14 protein-coding genes are annotated in these 13,743 nt (G+C 55.7%); 7 read left to right on the top strand and 7 right to left on the bottom strand.

Annotated elements, in window-relative coordinates:
• The first annotated feature begins 64 nt into the window (after positions 1 to 64).
• Positions 65 to 1,516 (top strand): aminotransferase class I/II-fold pyridoxal phosphate-dependent enzyme, encoded by a 1,452-nt coding sequence (locus ACZ3HG_RS19655; RefSeq protein ID WP_191935311.1) that lies wholly within the window; start codon positions 65 to 67, stop codon positions 1,514 to 1,516.
• 24 nt (positions 1,517 to 1,540) lie between these two features.
• Here ACZ3HG_RS19655 and ACZ3HG_RS19650 read toward each other — a convergent pair whose 3' ends face one another.
• Complete coding sequence (locus ACZ3HG_RS19650; protein WP_465333999.1) at positions 1,541 to 2,164, bottom strand: glutathione S-transferase family protein; 624 nt, start codon at positions 2,162 to 2,164, stop codon at positions 1,541 to 1,543.
• Positions 2,165 to 2,277: 113 nt separating this feature from the next.
• Between ACZ3HG_RS19650 and ACZ3HG_RS19645 the strand changes: the two genes are divergently transcribed.
• Positions 2,278 to 3,129, top strand: a complete 852-nt coding sequence (locus ACZ3HG_RS19645; RefSeq protein ID WP_191935313.1) for a PhzF family phenazine biosynthesis protein — start codon at positions 2,278 to 2,280, stop codon at positions 3,127 to 3,129.
• Between the two features lie 40 nt (positions 3,130 to 3,169).
• Here ACZ3HG_RS19645 and ACZ3HG_RS19640 read toward each other — a convergent pair whose 3' ends face one another.
• Positions 3,170 to 3,928, bottom strand: a complete 759-nt coding sequence (locus ACZ3HG_RS19640; protein ID WP_465333996.1) for an SDR family NAD(P)-dependent oxidoreductase — start codon at positions 3,926 to 3,928, stop codon at positions 3,170 to 3,172.
• Positions 3,929 to 4,042: 114 nt separating this feature from the next.
• Between ACZ3HG_RS19640 and ACZ3HG_RS19635 the strand changes: the two genes are divergently transcribed.
• Together ACZ3HG_RS19635 and yhjD are read left to right on the top strand one after the other, a co-directional pair.
• Positions 4,043 to 4,942 carry a LysR family transcriptional regulator gene (locus ACZ3HG_RS19635; RefSeq protein ID WP_191935315.1) on the top strand — a complete coding sequence of 300 codons (900 nt, stop codon included), beginning with the start codon at positions 4,043 to 4,045 and terminating at the stop codon, positions 4,940 to 4,942.
• 54 nt (positions 4,943 to 4,996) lie between these two features.
• Entirely contained in the window at positions 4,997 to 6,010 is a 1,014-nt protein-coding gene (gene yhjD / locus ACZ3HG_RS19630) for an inner membrane protein YhjD (RefSeq protein ID WP_191937088.1), read from the top strand.
• 57 nt (positions 6,011 to 6,067) lie between these two features.
• Here the strand turns inward: yhjD and ACZ3HG_RS19625 are convergent, their stop codons facing one another.
• From ACZ3HG_RS19625 to cpxP, 5 genes are all read right to left on the bottom strand, one after another.
• Positions 6,068 to 6,823, bottom strand: a complete 756-nt coding sequence (locus tag ACZ3HG_RS19625) for a CDP-diacylglycerol diphosphatase (RefSeq protein WP_465333994.1) — start codon at positions 6,821 to 6,823, stop codon at positions 6,068 to 6,070.
• 193 nt (positions 6,824 to 7,016) lie between these two features.
• Positions 7,017 to 8,006: a sulfate ABC transporter substrate-binding protein gene (locus ACZ3HG_RS19620; protein WP_191935318.1), complete on the bottom strand. Its 990-nt coding sequence runs from the start codon at positions 8,004 to 8,006 to the stop codon at positions 7,017 to 7,019.
• Positions 8,007 to 8,150: 144 nt separating this feature from the next.
• Complete coding sequence (gene pfkA / locus ACZ3HG_RS19615; RefSeq protein ID WP_062746860.1) at positions 8,151 to 9,113, bottom strand: 6-phosphofructokinase; 963 nt, start codon at positions 9,111 to 9,113, stop codon at positions 8,151 to 8,153.
• A 196-nt stretch (positions 9,114 to 9,309) separates the two neighbouring features.
• Positions 9,310 to 10,227 (bottom strand): CDF family cation-efflux transporter FieF, encoded by a 918-nt coding sequence (gene fieF / locus ACZ3HG_RS19610; protein WP_191935319.1) that lies wholly within the window; start codon positions 10,225 to 10,227, stop codon positions 9,310 to 9,312.
• Between the two features lie 117 nt (positions 10,228 to 10,344).
• Positions 10,345 to 10,854: a cell-envelope stress modulator CpxP gene (gene cpxP / locus ACZ3HG_RS19605; RefSeq protein ID WP_191935320.1), complete on the bottom strand. Its 510-nt coding sequence runs from the start codon at positions 10,852 to 10,854 to the stop codon at positions 10,345 to 10,347.
• Positions 10,855 to 11,006: 152 nt separating this feature from the next.
• Here cpxP and cpxR point away from each other — a divergent pair, with 152 nt between their 5' ends.
• From cpxR to trmL, 3 genes are read left to right on the top strand one after another with little or no spacing between them, the layout of a single operon-like run.
• Positions 11,007 to 11,708 (top strand): envelope stress response regulator transcription factor CpxR, encoded by a 702-nt coding sequence (cpxR, locus tag ACZ3HG_RS19600; protein WP_191935321.1) that lies wholly within the window; start codon positions 11,007 to 11,009, stop codon positions 11,706 to 11,708.
• Entirely contained in the window at positions 11,705 to 13,084 is a 1,380-nt protein-coding gene (gene cpxA / locus ACZ3HG_RS19595) for an envelope stress sensor histidine kinase CpxA (RefSeq protein WP_191935322.1), read from the top strand. The genes cpxR and cpxA overlap by 4 nt, the downstream gene beginning before the upstream one ends.
• Positions 13,085 to 13,122: 38 nt before the next feature.
• Positions 13,123 to 13,596 carry a tRNA (uridine(34)/cytosine(34)/5-carboxymethylaminomethyluridine(34)-2'-O)-methyltransferase TrmL gene (trmL, locus tag ACZ3HG_RS19590; protein WP_191935323.1) on the top strand — a complete coding sequence of 158 codons (474 nt, stop codon included), beginning with the start codon at positions 13,123 to 13,125 and terminating at the stop codon, positions 13,594 to 13,596.
• Positions 13,597 to 13,743: the final 147 nt, after the last annotated feature.

Here is a 13,743-nt window from a genome sequence, read left to right as displayed (position 1 = left end):
AGTTATTGTAATGAGTACAATAATGAATAATCGATAACTGTACCCATGAGTTAAGGAGGATATTGTGTCCACCATCGAACCGCAGGCTACGCTCTATCATCAGCTGGCAGAAACGCTGGCAGAGGCCATACATCAGGGGACCTTTATGCCCGGCACTCGTCTTCCGGCGATCCGCCGCTGTGCCAGCAGCCATCAGGTCAGCGTGAATACGGTCCTCACCGCCTACGGTATTCTGGAAGATCGCGGCCTGATCGAGGCCCGCCCTCAGTCAGGTTATTACGTGCGTGATACGCTGCCCTCGCTGACCCGGCAGGCATTTCAGCCCACCGGCGTCCGCTCCCCCAGTAGCGAAAAGCTCGATCTGATTGATACGGTGTTTGCCGCCCAGAACCACAGTGAGTACACCAATATCTCCCTGGCCTGCCCGCAGAGCGGGGACTTCTTTCCAACGGCAAAAATCAGCCGGATTATCGCCTCGCTGATGCGACGTGAGCCCGATCTGATTGGCCGCTACGCTCTGCCACCGGGCAGCCTGCGCCTGCGGCGTGAAATTGCCCGCCGATCGATGGCCCTGGGCATCAGCCTCAGCGCCGATGACGTCACCCTCACACACGGCTGCATGGAAGCACTACAGCTGGGCCTGCGCGCCGTCACCCGGCCCGGCGACTGCGTCGGCGTGGAGACACCCACTTATTTTTACCTGTTCCCCCTGCTGGCCAGCCTGGGCCTGAAAGTGGTGGAGATCCCGACCGATCCGCAGTTCGGGCTGTCGCTGGATGCGCTTGAGCTGCTGCTACAGGAGAAGCGCATCCAGGCGCTGATTGCCATGCCGAATGCGCAGAACCCCCTGGGCAGCAGCATGACGCTGGAAGGGAAAAAGCGGCTGGCGCGCCTGGTGAACCACTATCAGGTACCGCTGCTGGAGGATGGGCTCTACAGCGAGCTGCAGTTCTGCTGGCCGCTGACCCCGGCAGTGAAAGCCTTTGATGAAGATGGCTGGGTGATGTACTGCACCAGCTTTACCAAAACCGTCGCCCCAGACTTCCATCTCGGCTGGATTGCCGCCGGACGCTTCAGCCAGCAGCTGGCACGACTAAAGGCCGTCTCTTCTCTGGCGGAGTCGCGACTGCTGTCGGAGGCGCTGGGGCATTTTCTCGAATCGGGCGGCTATGACCATCATCTGCGCTCGCTGCGTCGTCGTTACGCCGCGCAGCTGGAGGAGGCGCGCGGTATTATTGCCCGCCATTTCCCACAGGGGACACGCGCCACCCGGCCCAGCGGCGGTTTTGTGTTCTGGGTGGAACTGCCGGGCAATATTGACACTCTGGAACTGTTCCATCGCTTGCTGCAGGAGAAAATTTGCCTGACGCCCGGCGCACTCTATACGCTGTCCGAACGCTGCAACCACGCGCTGCGGCTCTCCTGCTGTTACCCCTTTGACGAGCGTTATACCTGGGCGCTGAAGCGCACCGGGGCGGTGGCCTGTGAAATGAGTGGGATTGCCGCCGGGATGTAACAGCGGCACGGTATCCCTGAGGGGTTAAGGTGTGCCGTTGCGCCCCCAGGTGGCATAGCCTTTGCGTCCGGTCAGACGTTCGTAGTAGGCGCGGACGGCGGGAAGGTTCGCGTGGTCAAGCGGCGTCTCAAACCAGCGGTTCACCGACAGGCCAATGGGAATATCCGCCAGAGAGAAGGCATCCCCGGCCACGTAAGCGCCGGTTCGCTCAAGCTGCTGATTAAGGATGCCCATAGTGTACGCCCAGCCTTTACTGGCGGCAGCCAGCAGGCGCGGGTCCTGATGAGCCGGAGAGTGGCGAACCAGTGACATAAACGCGTAACGCCAGGCGGTGTTCAGCTCCGTGGCCTGCCAGTCAATCCACTGATCGACGCGCGCACGCTGCTGAGGTGCTGTGGGGTACAGCGCTTCCCCACCGTACGCATTGGCCAGGTAGCGAATAATGGTGTTCGATTCCCACAGGATAAAGTCGCCGTCCTGGATAACCGGGATCAGCGCATTCGGATTCATTGCCTTAAATTCAGCGTCCTGCGGCGACTTAAAACCTTCGCCCCACTCCTCACGCCGGAAGGGGATCGCCAGCTCATCACACAACCACAGCACTTTTCTGACATTAATAGATGACGCACGACCCAATATTTTCAGCATAAAAACATCACTTTTTTAAACCACTGTGGTTTATTAATACCGATAATAGTCGGGGCTGACAACCTTCATCCGGAGACCCGGCCGGCAGAACCTTCACACTGACAGGAAGCGCTATGACGCCATTACGTCCTTTTAAACAGGTTGATGTATTTACCTCCACCCCCTACAACGGCAATCCGCTGGCGGTGATCATGGATGCCAGCGGCCTGAGCGACGACCAGATGCAGTCCATTGCCCGCTGGACCCATCTGTCTGAGACAACGTTTGTACTGCCGCCGACCGACCCTGCTGCCGATTATCGTGTGCGTATTTTCACGCCGGATACTGAATTCCCTTTTGCCGGCCACCCGACGCTGGGCACCGCCCATGCGCTGCTCGAAGCCGGGATCGCGCTGAAAACGCCCGGCCAGATTGTGCAGGAGTGTGGCCTGGGGCTGGTGCGTGTCAACATCAGTGACGACGGCATACTGGCTTTCGCCGCCCCGGAAGCCATCCTCACCCCGTTCAGCGACGCGTCCATCACTCATGCTCTCAACAGCAGCGATCTGGAAGCACAGCTTCCGGTGATGATTGCCGATATGGGGATTCGCTGGCTGCTGGTGCCGATGACGTCTGCTGATGCCGTGCTGGCGATTAAGCCAGACGTGGTGGCGTTTACCCGGCTGGTGCAACAAGCCGGTGTCGACGGGGTGATGCCCTTTGGTCCGTTAGCTGGCGGGAGTGAACAATATGAAGTGCGTGGCCTGCTGATTGAGCAGGGCAGCCTGGTTGAAGACCCGGTGACCGGCAGTGCCAATGCCTGCCTGGCCCGCTACCTGCAGGCGCGCGGCGTCGAGCTGGATTACCGCGTGCGTCAGGGAACGGCCATGCAGCGGGCCGGTCGCCTGAGCGTCACCTGGACCGGAGATGGCGTGTGGATTGGCGGCCAGACCGTCACAGTGATCGACGGCACAATCCGGGTATAGCCCGGCATCCACAGGGCGGAGCTTTTCATTCCGCCCACCTTTACAGAAACATCCCTCCCGATGCCTCGATGCGCTGCCCGTTCACCCAGCGGCACCCCTCGCTGAACAACGCAGCAACCGCATCACCAATATCATCAGGTAACCCGATCCGACCCAGTGCCGTCTGTGATGCCACAAAGGCATTCATCGCCGCATCATCCCGTACACGCCCGTCGCCAAAATCCGTCTCGATCGCCCCCGGAGCCAGGATGTTGACGGTGATACCGCGCGCGCCCAGCTCTTTCGCCTGATAGCGTGTCAGTACCTCCATCGCCCCTTTTACAGCGGCATAAGCGCTGGAACCCGGCAGGCTGAAACGCGCCAGGCCGCTGGACACATTGAGTATGCGTCCGCCATCCGCCATCAGCGGCAGAAGGGCCTGCGTCAGGAAAAACGGACCTTTAAAATGGATGTTCACCAGCTGGTCAAACTGCGCCTCGGTGGTATCGGTAAAGGGCGCATACAGTGCCGTACCGGCGTTGTTGAATAAATAATCAAATGTTTCACGCTGCCAGATTTTTTTCAGCTGGTGCGTGACTTCGCTGACAAAGGCGCTGAAACCCTGACTGTCGCCTGCGTCCAGCGGCAGCGCCACGGCACGGGCCCCAAGCGCCTGAATCCGGGCGACAACGGACTCTGCCTCCCGCTTCTGACTACGATAGGTCAAAATCACGTCGATGCCCTTTTCTGCGAGTTTTAAGGCCGCATTCCGGCCTAAACCCCGGCTTCCGCCGGTAATCAGTGCTATTTTCTGGCTCATTTTATACTCCCGTTGTGTGCTGTGGACAAAAAGGAGGATATTACCTCTCATATGTTCTATAAATGTCTTCATCTACGCTTCACTGTTCCATTTATCACAACAATGAGCACAGCAATGGATAAAATTCACGCAATGCAGGTGTTTGTCCGGGTGGCAGAAATGCAGAGTTTTACCAAAGCAGCGGAAAGTCTCGGCCTGCCTAAAGGCAGCCTGTCGCGACAGATCCAGGCACTGGAAAACAGTCTGGGCTCACGTTTACTGCACCGGACTACGCGTCGCGTGCAGCTTACTCAGGACGGGCAGGTTTACGTCGAACGCTGCCGTGACGTGCTGGCCACCCTGGATGAGATGGACGCCCTGTTTCAACACGATCCCGCCACCCTCAGCGGACGGCTGCGGGTGGATATGCCGGTCAGTCTGGCCAGTAATTACCTGATCCCGCTGCTGCCGGACTTTCTGCAACAGTATCCGGGCATTGAGCTGGAACTCAGCAGCAGCGACCGTCGTGTGGACGTGATCCGCGAAGGCTTTGACTGTGTGGTACGCGTTGGCGTACTGGAGGATTCCGGTTTGATCGCCCGTCAGATTGGCCATCTGCCGCTGATTAACTGCGCCAGTCCGGACTATCTGGCGCGTTTTGGCACACCTGACACCCTGGAAGCACTTTCTCAGCATGCGATGGTTCATTACAGCCAGCACCTCGGCGGGCTGCCGGACGGATTCGAATATGACGACGGAAAAACCACCCGGCTGATTAAGACCGGCGGGGCAGTGACCGTTAACAGCACAGAAACGTACCGGGCTGCCTGCATCGCCGGGTTGGGTATTATTCAGGTGCCACGGGCGGGGGTATTACAGGCCCTGAAAGAAAAAAAACTGGTCGAAATCCTGCCCCAGTTTACCGCGCGCCCGATGCCCGTCGCCCTGCTGTACCCGCATCGCCGGAACCTGGCGCGTCGGGTGCGGGTATTTATTGAATGGCTGAGTCAGACGCTTACGCATTACGTCACCTGACCAGCAGACTATAATGAGCGGCAGTCAGTTTTTTATAAGGATAACGAAAGATTCATGGCAGACAATCAACAGCGCCCAATCAGGCCCACAGAGAAGCCGGCAGAAAAACCGCTTATCTCGCTAAAAACCGGTAATCATACGGTGGATAAATCCCTGTCGCGCGTCTCGAAATGGGTCGAGTGGTTCCGGGCCATCCCTGCGGTGGCACACTTTATACGCGCCGGGGAGCGCTTTAACGATCGTCTCGGCAGTCAGTTCGGAGCCGCCATTACCTACTTCTCCTTTCTCTCCCTGATCCCCATCCTGATGGTGTCCTTTGCCGGTGTTGGTTTTGTGCTGGCCTCGAACCCCGACCTGCTGGCAAAACTGATCAACACGATCGTCAGTAATATCAGCGATCCCTCGCTGGCAGCCACGCTGAAAAGCACCGTAAATACCGCGATTCAGCAGCGTACCACCGTCGGTCTGACCGGGCTGCTGGTGGCGCTCTATTCCGGGATTAGCTGGATGGGGAATCTGCGCGAAGCAATACGCGCTCAGTCGCGGGATGTGTGGGAGCGAGCCCCCCAGGACGAGGAAAAAATCTGGTTCAAATACTCGCGGGACTTTATCTCTCTGACCGGGCTGGTACTGGCGCTGATTATCACGCTGTCGCTGACATCGATTGCCGGGGCGGCGCAGGCAGCTATCGTGCGTGCGCTGGGGCTGGAAGGCATTGAGTGGCTGCGTCCGGCCATGACGCTGATTGCGTTATCGATCTCGATCTTCGCCAACTACCTGCTGTTTTTGTGGATTTTCTGGATACTGCCGCGCCATAAGCCACGCAAAAAAGCCCTGTTTCGCGGCACGCTGCTGGCGGCGATTGGATTTGAGGTGATTAAATTTATTATGACCCTGACACTGCCAAAGCTGGCATCTTCGCCATCCGGCGCTGCGTTCGGATCGGTACTGGGTCTGATGGCCTTTTTCTATTTCTTTGCGCGCCTGACGCTGTTCTGCGCGGCCTGGATTGCCACCGCCCAGTACAAAAATGACCCGGAACCAGAACAAAATCAACGTGTGAAGTAGCTTATAAAGGGCGGGTCGACCGGACAGAAGGTCGACCCGATACAACGACGGGCGAAATTATTTTACTAACGCACAGCTGTGATCCTGCAACTCCTCGGCAGAGGCCCGGTTGAGCAGCAGCAAATTACGTTTTACGACCATCAACACGCGTCTGCCGTCCGCTAATACGGCAATGGCGATGCCGTAACTCCCCATATCCTCGCGCGCACCAGGCAACTCATTAGCAATACGGATAAACGGGCTGGTCCGTTTGAACTCATCGCGCGTCATCGTTCGGACTTCATATTCATGGCTGCCCAACTGCAGGCTTTGCCATTTTGCGGTCAGACGGTGATCCAGCTTGTCCAGCTGCTGACGGATATCTGGCCGCAGACAGGAGATGTGAATGTGCAACTGATTCTGAGAACGGCCCCAGCGCGAATTAACCGCCAGAGAAAATACCCGATCGTCCATAATGGCGCCGTGCTTCTCTTCCATAAAATGACGCGCCCGCCAGGCTTCTGACAGGTAATTAGGCGTGGCGGGGTTGAGCAATTTCTCACTCTCCACGCCGGTAATTTTCGCCACCGGCATCAGCAAAAATTGCAAAGGACCATTCCTGTCTTTAAGCACCACGTATCCATCCGGAATATTGACCAGGCGACAGGGAGAAGGATTGTTTTTTTGCTCCTGACCGGGCACACATTGCTGGCTAACAATGTTCCACAGCTGGTCTGCATTACTGTTAAATTTCAGTGTGATACAAGCAAAACCGACGGTTACTACTACCACTATAGCGACCAGCGTGATAACAACCCGCCTTCGTCCCAGCATTTTTTCTGAACCTCTGTACCTTGGTTGCTCACAATGTAGTCTAAGACGTGAAAAATATCATGCGAAATTATCCCGGGGTGCAACATTTATTTAAAGCAAAGAAAATCAGCAAGCTCTTAATTCTATTAACACTGAGACAAATAAAAAGGGCCGACAATAGTCGGCCCTTGTAAAATATCGCACATAAAGCAAATTAGCGCTTCATCACCTGATCGTAAGTGCCGCCTTCGGCGAAGTGGGTTTTCTGTGCCTGAGCCCAGCCTCCAAACTTATTATCGATAGTAAACAGTTTCACCGGCTGGAACGCGCTGGCATATTTCTTCGCTACCGCGGTATCGCGGGGACGATAGTAATTCTGTGCGGCGATGTCCTGACCTTCCGGAGAATAAAGATACTTCAGGTATTCATCTGCCACTTTACGGGTATCGCGGTCATCCACGACTTTATCGACCACAGAGACCGTCGGTTCCGCCAGGATGGATTCACTTGGGGTAATGATATCGAACTTATCTTTACCCAGTTTGTTCACCGCCAGATACGCTTCGTTTTCCCACGCAATCAGTACGTCACCGATGCCGCGCTCGACGAAGGTGTTCGTCGCACCGCGTGCGCCAGAATCCTGTACTTCGACGTTTTTAAACAGCGCTTTCACGTATTCCTGTGCTTTAGCCTGATCGCCATGATTTTGATCCAGCGCCCAGCCCCAGGCGGCCAGATAGTTCCAGCGGGCACCGCCAGAGGTTTTCGGGTTTGGCGTAATAACCGACACGCCAGGTTTGATCAGATCCTGCCAGTCGTGGATTTGTTTCGGGTTGCCTTTTCGTACAAGGAAAACAATGGTGGAGGTATAAGGCGCAGAATTGTCCGGCAGACGTTTGATCCAGTTTTTATCGATACGGCCACGTTCAGCAATCGCATCAACGTCAGAAGCCAGCGCCAGCGTCACCACATCGGCTTTGATGCCGTTGATAACGGAGGTGGCCTGCTTGCCCGAACCACCGTGTGACTGGCGGATCACCACGTTGTCACCCGTTTCCTGCTTGTAATGTGCGCTGAAGGCTTTGTTGTACTGCTCGTAGAGCTCACGGGTTGGATCGTAAGAGACATTCAGTAGCTGGATATCCTTCGCCAGCACGCTGGTTGAGGCCAGTAACAGGGTAATTCCCACACTCCACTTCTTCATTGCACGCACTCCCAAAGGTTTTCTCTGTCAGGGAGCGTGACACAAAGTAATCTGCGGATTAAAGAATTAAAAATTAGCTGTAATAACTATATGGAATAAAGCACTGCATAAGCAGGGCGCTGACCGACAGCGCCCTGTTGTTAATCAGTACAGTTTCTTCGCGGTATCCAGCCAGTCACCTTTAAACGGACGCTTCATATTTTCAATCGCGTCAATGATGTCGTGGTGTACCATCTTCTCGTTCTGAATCCCCACGCAGCGGCCGCCGTAGCCCTGTAACAACAGCTCAATGGAATAGGCACCCATGCGGGAGGCCAGGATACGATCGTAAGCGACAGGCGCACCACCGCGCTGGATATGGCCCAACACCGTGGCTCGGGTTTCGCGTTTGGTTTCTTCTTCGATGTATTTCGCCAGATCGTCGATATCACAGATGTGTTCGGTGATCGCCACGATAGCGTGCTTTTTACCTTTGGCAATGCCCGCTTTGATCTCACTCACCAGCTCTTCACGCGTGTAAGGGATTTCTGGCAGAACAATAAATTCGCAACCGCCCGCTATCGCCGCCGCCAGCGTCAGGTCGCCACAGTAACGTCCCATTACTTCGACAATAGAAATACGCTGATGTGAAGAGGAGGTGTCACGCAGGCGGTCAATCGCTTCTACGACGGTTTCCAGCGCGGTGAAGTAGCCGATCGTGTAGTCAGTGCCCGCGACGTCGTTATCAATGGTGCCCGGCAGGCCAATGCACGGGAAGCCCATCTCGGTCAGACGCTTGGCTCCCATATAAGAACCGTCACCGCCAATCACCACCAGCGCATCAATACCGCGCTTTTTCATATTCTCAATGGCAACGGTGCGCACATCGTCATTACGGAATTCAGGGAAACGCGCTGAGCCCAGGAAGGTGCCCCCGCGATTAATCATATCCGACACGCTGTAGCGGTCGAGGTTAACCATGCGATCTTCATACAGGCCCAGATAGCCGTCATAAATGCCACACACTTCCAGTCCTTCACTGAGCGCGGCGCGAACAACACCCCGGATCGCAGCATTCATACCTGGGGCGTCGCCGCCGCTTGTCAGTACACCGATTTTTTTGATCATGACAACCTCTGAACTTGATGATGCAAATGATGAATTCTGGACGCCGGAGCGGGTCGACGTAGGCGAACGAGATAACCGACTCAATTATTGGCAATAGTATATCAAACCCTGAAAGCTGAATTGATTCAGGTCAGGCAACTTTCGGCTATTTTTTTTGCGTTACGTCACGTTATAACCAGTGTAATCGCTAACCATTTCATTTAGAAACGCTTTCCTGATCAAAATTGCCTTTACGCCCCTCCGGCACCACCGAACAGGGATCCTGATGGATAATGACATCAGAACCCGGAAAACGATGCAGTAAAGCCTGTTCAACCTGTTCCGCTAACTGGTGAGCCTGGTGCAAAGGAAGATCATCGTTCATTTCCAGATGCAGTTGGATAAAGCGTGTGGGGCCTGACTGCCGGGTGCGGATATCATGTGCGCCCTGCACACCGGGCCAGCCGGCTACGATCGCCACAATGGCCTGATGTTCTTCGGCAGGCAGAGCACGGTCAAGCAGGGCCTGCACCGCGTCATATCCCATGCGCAAAGCACTATACAAAATCCACACACCAATCCCTAACGCAAACAGCGCATCGGCACGATGATAGCCGTACCAGCTTAAGGCCAGCGCCAGCAGAATAGCGCCGTTCATCACGACATCAGACTGGTAGTGCAGCATATCCGCGCGGATCGCCTGGCTACGTGTATGCCGAACGACCCAGCGCTGGAACGTCACCAGTACCATCGTCGATAGCAGCGCAATCAGAGTAACCACCATACCAACCAACGGAGCTTTCATTGGTTCGGGAGAGGCCAGGTGCTGCAATCCGGTAAGGAAGAGAAACAGTGCTGAGCCAGAGATAAACATACTCTGCGCCAGCGCCGCAAGAGATTCGGCTTTACCATGGCCAAAGGTATGTTCCGCATCGGCAGGCTGTAATGCATAGCGCACCACCAGCAGGTTGGTCAGCGATGCAGCGATATCCACCAGAGAATCCACCAGCGCAGCCAGTACGCTGACCGACCCCGTGTACCACCAGGCAAATATTTTGATTATCAGCAGGAGTGAAGCCAGCGTCGTGGCCGCCAGTGCCGCCGAATTAACCAGACGGGCATAGTTTGCATTCATGGAAAACTCCATAATAACGAATGCTGAGTATACTGGGTTTCAGGCAAAAAAAACCCCGCCATCATGGCGGGGGAAGACAGGGATGTGTCTATGGCAAGGAAAAACAGGGATACTATGTTACTGGGTACTGCCGGTACTACTTGCTGCCTGCAGCGGTGAAAACTGCTGCATATTCGTCAGCCTGCGCATTTCGTTAAAGCGCTGCTGGTGTTTCTGTTCCAAAACGTCCTGCTGCTGAGGCGTTAACAGGTGGTACATCTGGTTGCGAACCCGGGCCATTTCGACCTGGCGCGCCACTTCCGCCTGTGCAATTTTCTCTGCCTGAGCCTGATAGGCCGTCTGGTCAAATTTATCTGCAATAATCAGTTCGTGCAGTCGCTCTAAATCGTTAATACTTATAGGAGAACGATCGTGCCGTGCCTGCTGCATCAGATCGCGTAGCTGCTGTCGCTGCTGTTCCGTCAGGTTGATGCCATCAAACATATGGCTTTGCGGAACCTGTCTTAGCGTATGGTTTGCTGCGTCATCCTGATGCATCTCATCAGTCGTCGCGACGTTATCTGCCCATGCGGCGGAGAGAGTGAACATCAGCGCCGGAACGACAACGACGGCGGTAACTTTACGCATCGTCTACTCCCAGGTTTGTTTCCGTATTTCGATTCAACGAGAATGAGTCTACGGTGCCTGCTGCAAACATGCGTCAGGGGGTGTAAAACTACGTAAAGTCATGGATTGAGCGCATTCGTTCACGGTATTTTGCCTGCGGAGGGCAATAAAAAATGAATAAAATCCTGTTGGTTGACGATGACCGCGAATTGACTTCGCTGCTTAAAGAATTGCTTGAAATGGAAGGATTCAACGTGCTGGTTGCCGGTGACGGCGAGCAGGCACTGGCGCTACTGGACAGCTCTGTCGATCTGTTATTACTGGATGTGATGATGCCGAAGAAAAACGGCATCGATACCCTTAAGGAACTGCGTCAACAACACCAAACGCCGGTCATTATGCTAACCGCGCGTGGCAGTGAACTGGACCGTGTGCTGGGTCTGGAACTGGGGGCAGATGATTACCTGCCGAAGCCCTTTAACGACCGTGAACTGGTTGCACGTATTCGTGCCATTTTGCGCCGTTCTAACTGGAGCGAACAGCAGCAGCAACAGCATGACAACAGCTCACCTACGCTGGAAGTGGACTTACTGCGCCTGAACCCGGGACGTCAGGAAGCCAGTTTCGACGGTGTGACGCTGGATTTAACTGGCACCGAATTTACGCTGCTCTATCTGCTGGCACAGCATCTGGGGCAGGTGGTGTCACGTGAACATCTCAGCCAGGAAGTGCTGGGCAAACGTCTGACGCCGTTTGACCGCGCCATTGATATGCATATCTCCAACCTGCGGCGTAAGCTGCCGGAGCGCAGGGATGGCCATCCGTGGTTTAAAACACTGCGCGGCCGGGGATACCTGATGGTGTCGGCAACATGATATCCAGCCTGACCACCCGCATCTTTGCCATTTTCTGGCTGACTCTGGCGCTGGTACTGATGCTGGTGTTAATGCTGCCTAAACTTGACTCCCGTCAGATGACGCCGCTGCTGGATAACGAGCAGCGTCAGGGGATCATGATTGAGCAGCACGTTGAGGCGGAGCTGAGTCAGGACCCGCCCAATGATTTAATGTGGTGGCGCAGGCTGTTCCGCGCCATCGATAAATGGGCTCCGCCCGGTCAACGCCTTCTGCTGGTCACCAGCGAAGGGCGTGTGATTGGTGCACAGCATAATGAGATGCAGGTGATCCGTAACTTTATCGGCCAGGCCGATAATGCCGATCATCCGCAGAAGAAGAAATATGGCCGGGTAGAGATGGCAGGCCCCTTCTCCATTCGCGATGGGGAGGATAACTACCAGCTGTATCTGATCCGTCCGGCAGGCAGTTCTCAGCTCGATTTTATTAACCTGCTGTTTGACCGCCCGCTGCTGCTGCTGATCGTCACTATGCTGATCAGCTCACCGTTGCTGCTGTGGCTGGCATGGAGCCTGGCAAAACCGGCGCGTAAGCTGAAACACGCTGCCGACGATGTGGCGGCGGGGAATCTGCGTCAGCGGCCGGAACTGGAATCCGGGCCCCAGGAGTTTCTGGCGGCCGGGGCCAGCTTCAATCAGATGGTCAGTGCGCTGGAACGCATGATGAATGCCCAGCAGCGGCTGCTGTCCGATATCTCCCATGAGTTACGCACCCCGCTCACGCGCCTGCAGCTGGCAACCGCGCTGATGCGCCGCCGCCACGGTGAGGGCAAAGAGCTGGGACGTATTGAAATGGAAGCACAGCGGCTGGACGGTATGATCAACGATCTGCTGGTGTTATCCCGCACGCAGCACACCAATGCGTTGATCAGCGAGGCGATTAAGGCCAACCATCTGTGGTCAGGAGTGCTGGAAGATGCGCGCTTTGAAGCCGAACAGGTAGGGAAAACGCTTGAGGTTCCTTACCCGCCAGGCCCGTGGCCGCTGTACGGTAACCCCAGCGCACTTGAAAGCGCACTGGAGAATATCGTGCGTAATGCACTGCGTTATTCTCACAGCCGGATTTCCGTCAGCTTTGCGGTGGATAAACAGGGCATTACCATCCACGTTGATGATGACGGTCCCGGGGTCAGTGCTGAAGACCGCGAACAGATTTTCAGACCGTTCTACCGCACGGATGAAGCCCGCGACCGTGAGTCCGGCGGAACAGGGCTGGGGCTGGCGATTGTTGATAATGCTATCCAGCAGCACCGTGGCTGGGTTAAAGCCGACGACAGCCCGCTGGGCGGTCTGCGTCTGACGATTTGGCTGCCGCTGTATACCACTCAGCGTGAATAATTTGCTATCCTTCGGCCCTCGTTCCTGAGGGCCGTTACATGCTAAATATCGTTTTATTCGAACCCGAGATCCCCCCTAACACCGGCAACATCATTCGCCTGTGCGCCAATACCGGCTTTAAGCTACACCTCATCGGACCGCTCGGCTTTGCCTGGGATGACAAGCGACTGCGGCGTGCCGGGCTGGATTATCATGAGTTCACCGCGATCGCTCATCATGACAGCTATGCGGCGTTTACAGCGTCAGAAGCCCCCCAGCGTGTGTTTGCCCTGACGACCAAGGGCACACCGGCCCACAGCGCTGTCAGCTATCAGGCGGGTGATTACCTGCTGTTTGGCCCGGAAACGCGCGGCCTGCCCGCCGCTATTCTTGACGCCCTGCCCGCACAGCAAAAAATCCGCATCCCGATGATGCCGGACAGCCGCAGCATGAATCTCTCTAACGCCGTTTCAGTGGTGGTGTATGAAGCGTGGCGGCAGTTGGGTTACGCAGGGGCGTTAATTAAGGAGTAGCGGAGCGTGAGGACAGATTTTACACCTCTATCAAGGGCCGTCGGTGTCGCAGCCAGTTTGCGTTCGGCCAGCGCGCAGTCACCGCAGCGTGCATGCAGTACGTGAGGGTGACGAGCACTGCCCGGACAAAAAATGGCAAGTAAACCA

The sequence above is a fragment of the Erwinia sp. PME.40.26/001 genome, from assembly GCF_055556675.1.
This window is presented reverse-complemented; position numbering and strand designations above follow the sequence as displayed.

Bases quoted from the DNA above. Each gene is read 5' to 3' on its own strand.
- ACZ3HG_RS19635 (WP_191935315.1), top strand. From the start codon at position 4,043: ATGGATAAAATTCACGCAATGCAGGTGTTTGTCCGGGTGGCAGAAATG.
- trmL (WP_191935323.1), top strand. From the start codon at position 13,123: ATGCTAAATATCGTTTTATTCGAACCCGAGATCCCCCCTAACACCGGC.
- ACZ3HG_RS19650 (WP_465333999.1), bottom strand. From the start codon at position 2,164: ATGCTGAAAATATTGGGTCGTGCGTCATCTATTAATGTCAGAAAAGTG.
- cpxR (WP_191935321.1), top strand. From the start codon at position 11,007: ATGAATAAAATCCTGTTGGTTGACGATGACCGCGAATTGACTTCGCTG.
- yhjD (WP_191937088.1), top strand. From the start codon at position 4,997: ATGGCAGACAATCAACAGCGCCCAATCAGGCCCACAGAGAAGCCGGCA.
- ACZ3HG_RS19640 (WP_465333996.1), bottom strand. From the start codon at position 3,928: ATGAGCCAGAAAATAGCACTGATTACCGGCGGAAGCCGGGGTTTAGGC.
- cpxP (WP_191935320.1), bottom strand. From the start codon at position 10,854: ATGCGTAAAGTTACCGCCGTCGTTGTCGTTCCGGCGCTGATGTTCACT.
- ACZ3HG_RS19645 (WP_191935313.1), top strand. From the start codon at position 2,278: ATGACGCCATTACGTCCTTTTAAACAGGTTGATGTATTTACCTCCACC.
- fieF (WP_191935319.1), bottom strand. From the start codon at position 10,227: ATGAATGCAAACTATGCCCGTCTGGTTAATTCGGCGGCACTGGCGGCC.
- ACZ3HG_RS19620 (WP_191935318.1), bottom strand. From the start codon at position 8,006: ATGAAGAAGTGGAGTGTGGGAATTACCCTGTTACTGGCCTCAACCAGC.
- cpxA (WP_191935322.1), top strand. From the start codon at position 11,705: ATGATATCCAGCCTGACCACCCGCATCTTTGCCATTTTCTGGCTGACT.
- ACZ3HG_RS19625 (WP_465333994.1), bottom strand. From the start codon at position 6,823: ATGCTGGGACGAAGGCGGGTTGTTATCACGCTGGTCGCTATAGTGGTA.
- pfkA (WP_062746860.1), bottom strand. From the start codon at position 9,113: ATGATCAAAAAAATCGGTGTACTGACAAGCGGCGGCGACGCCCCAGGT.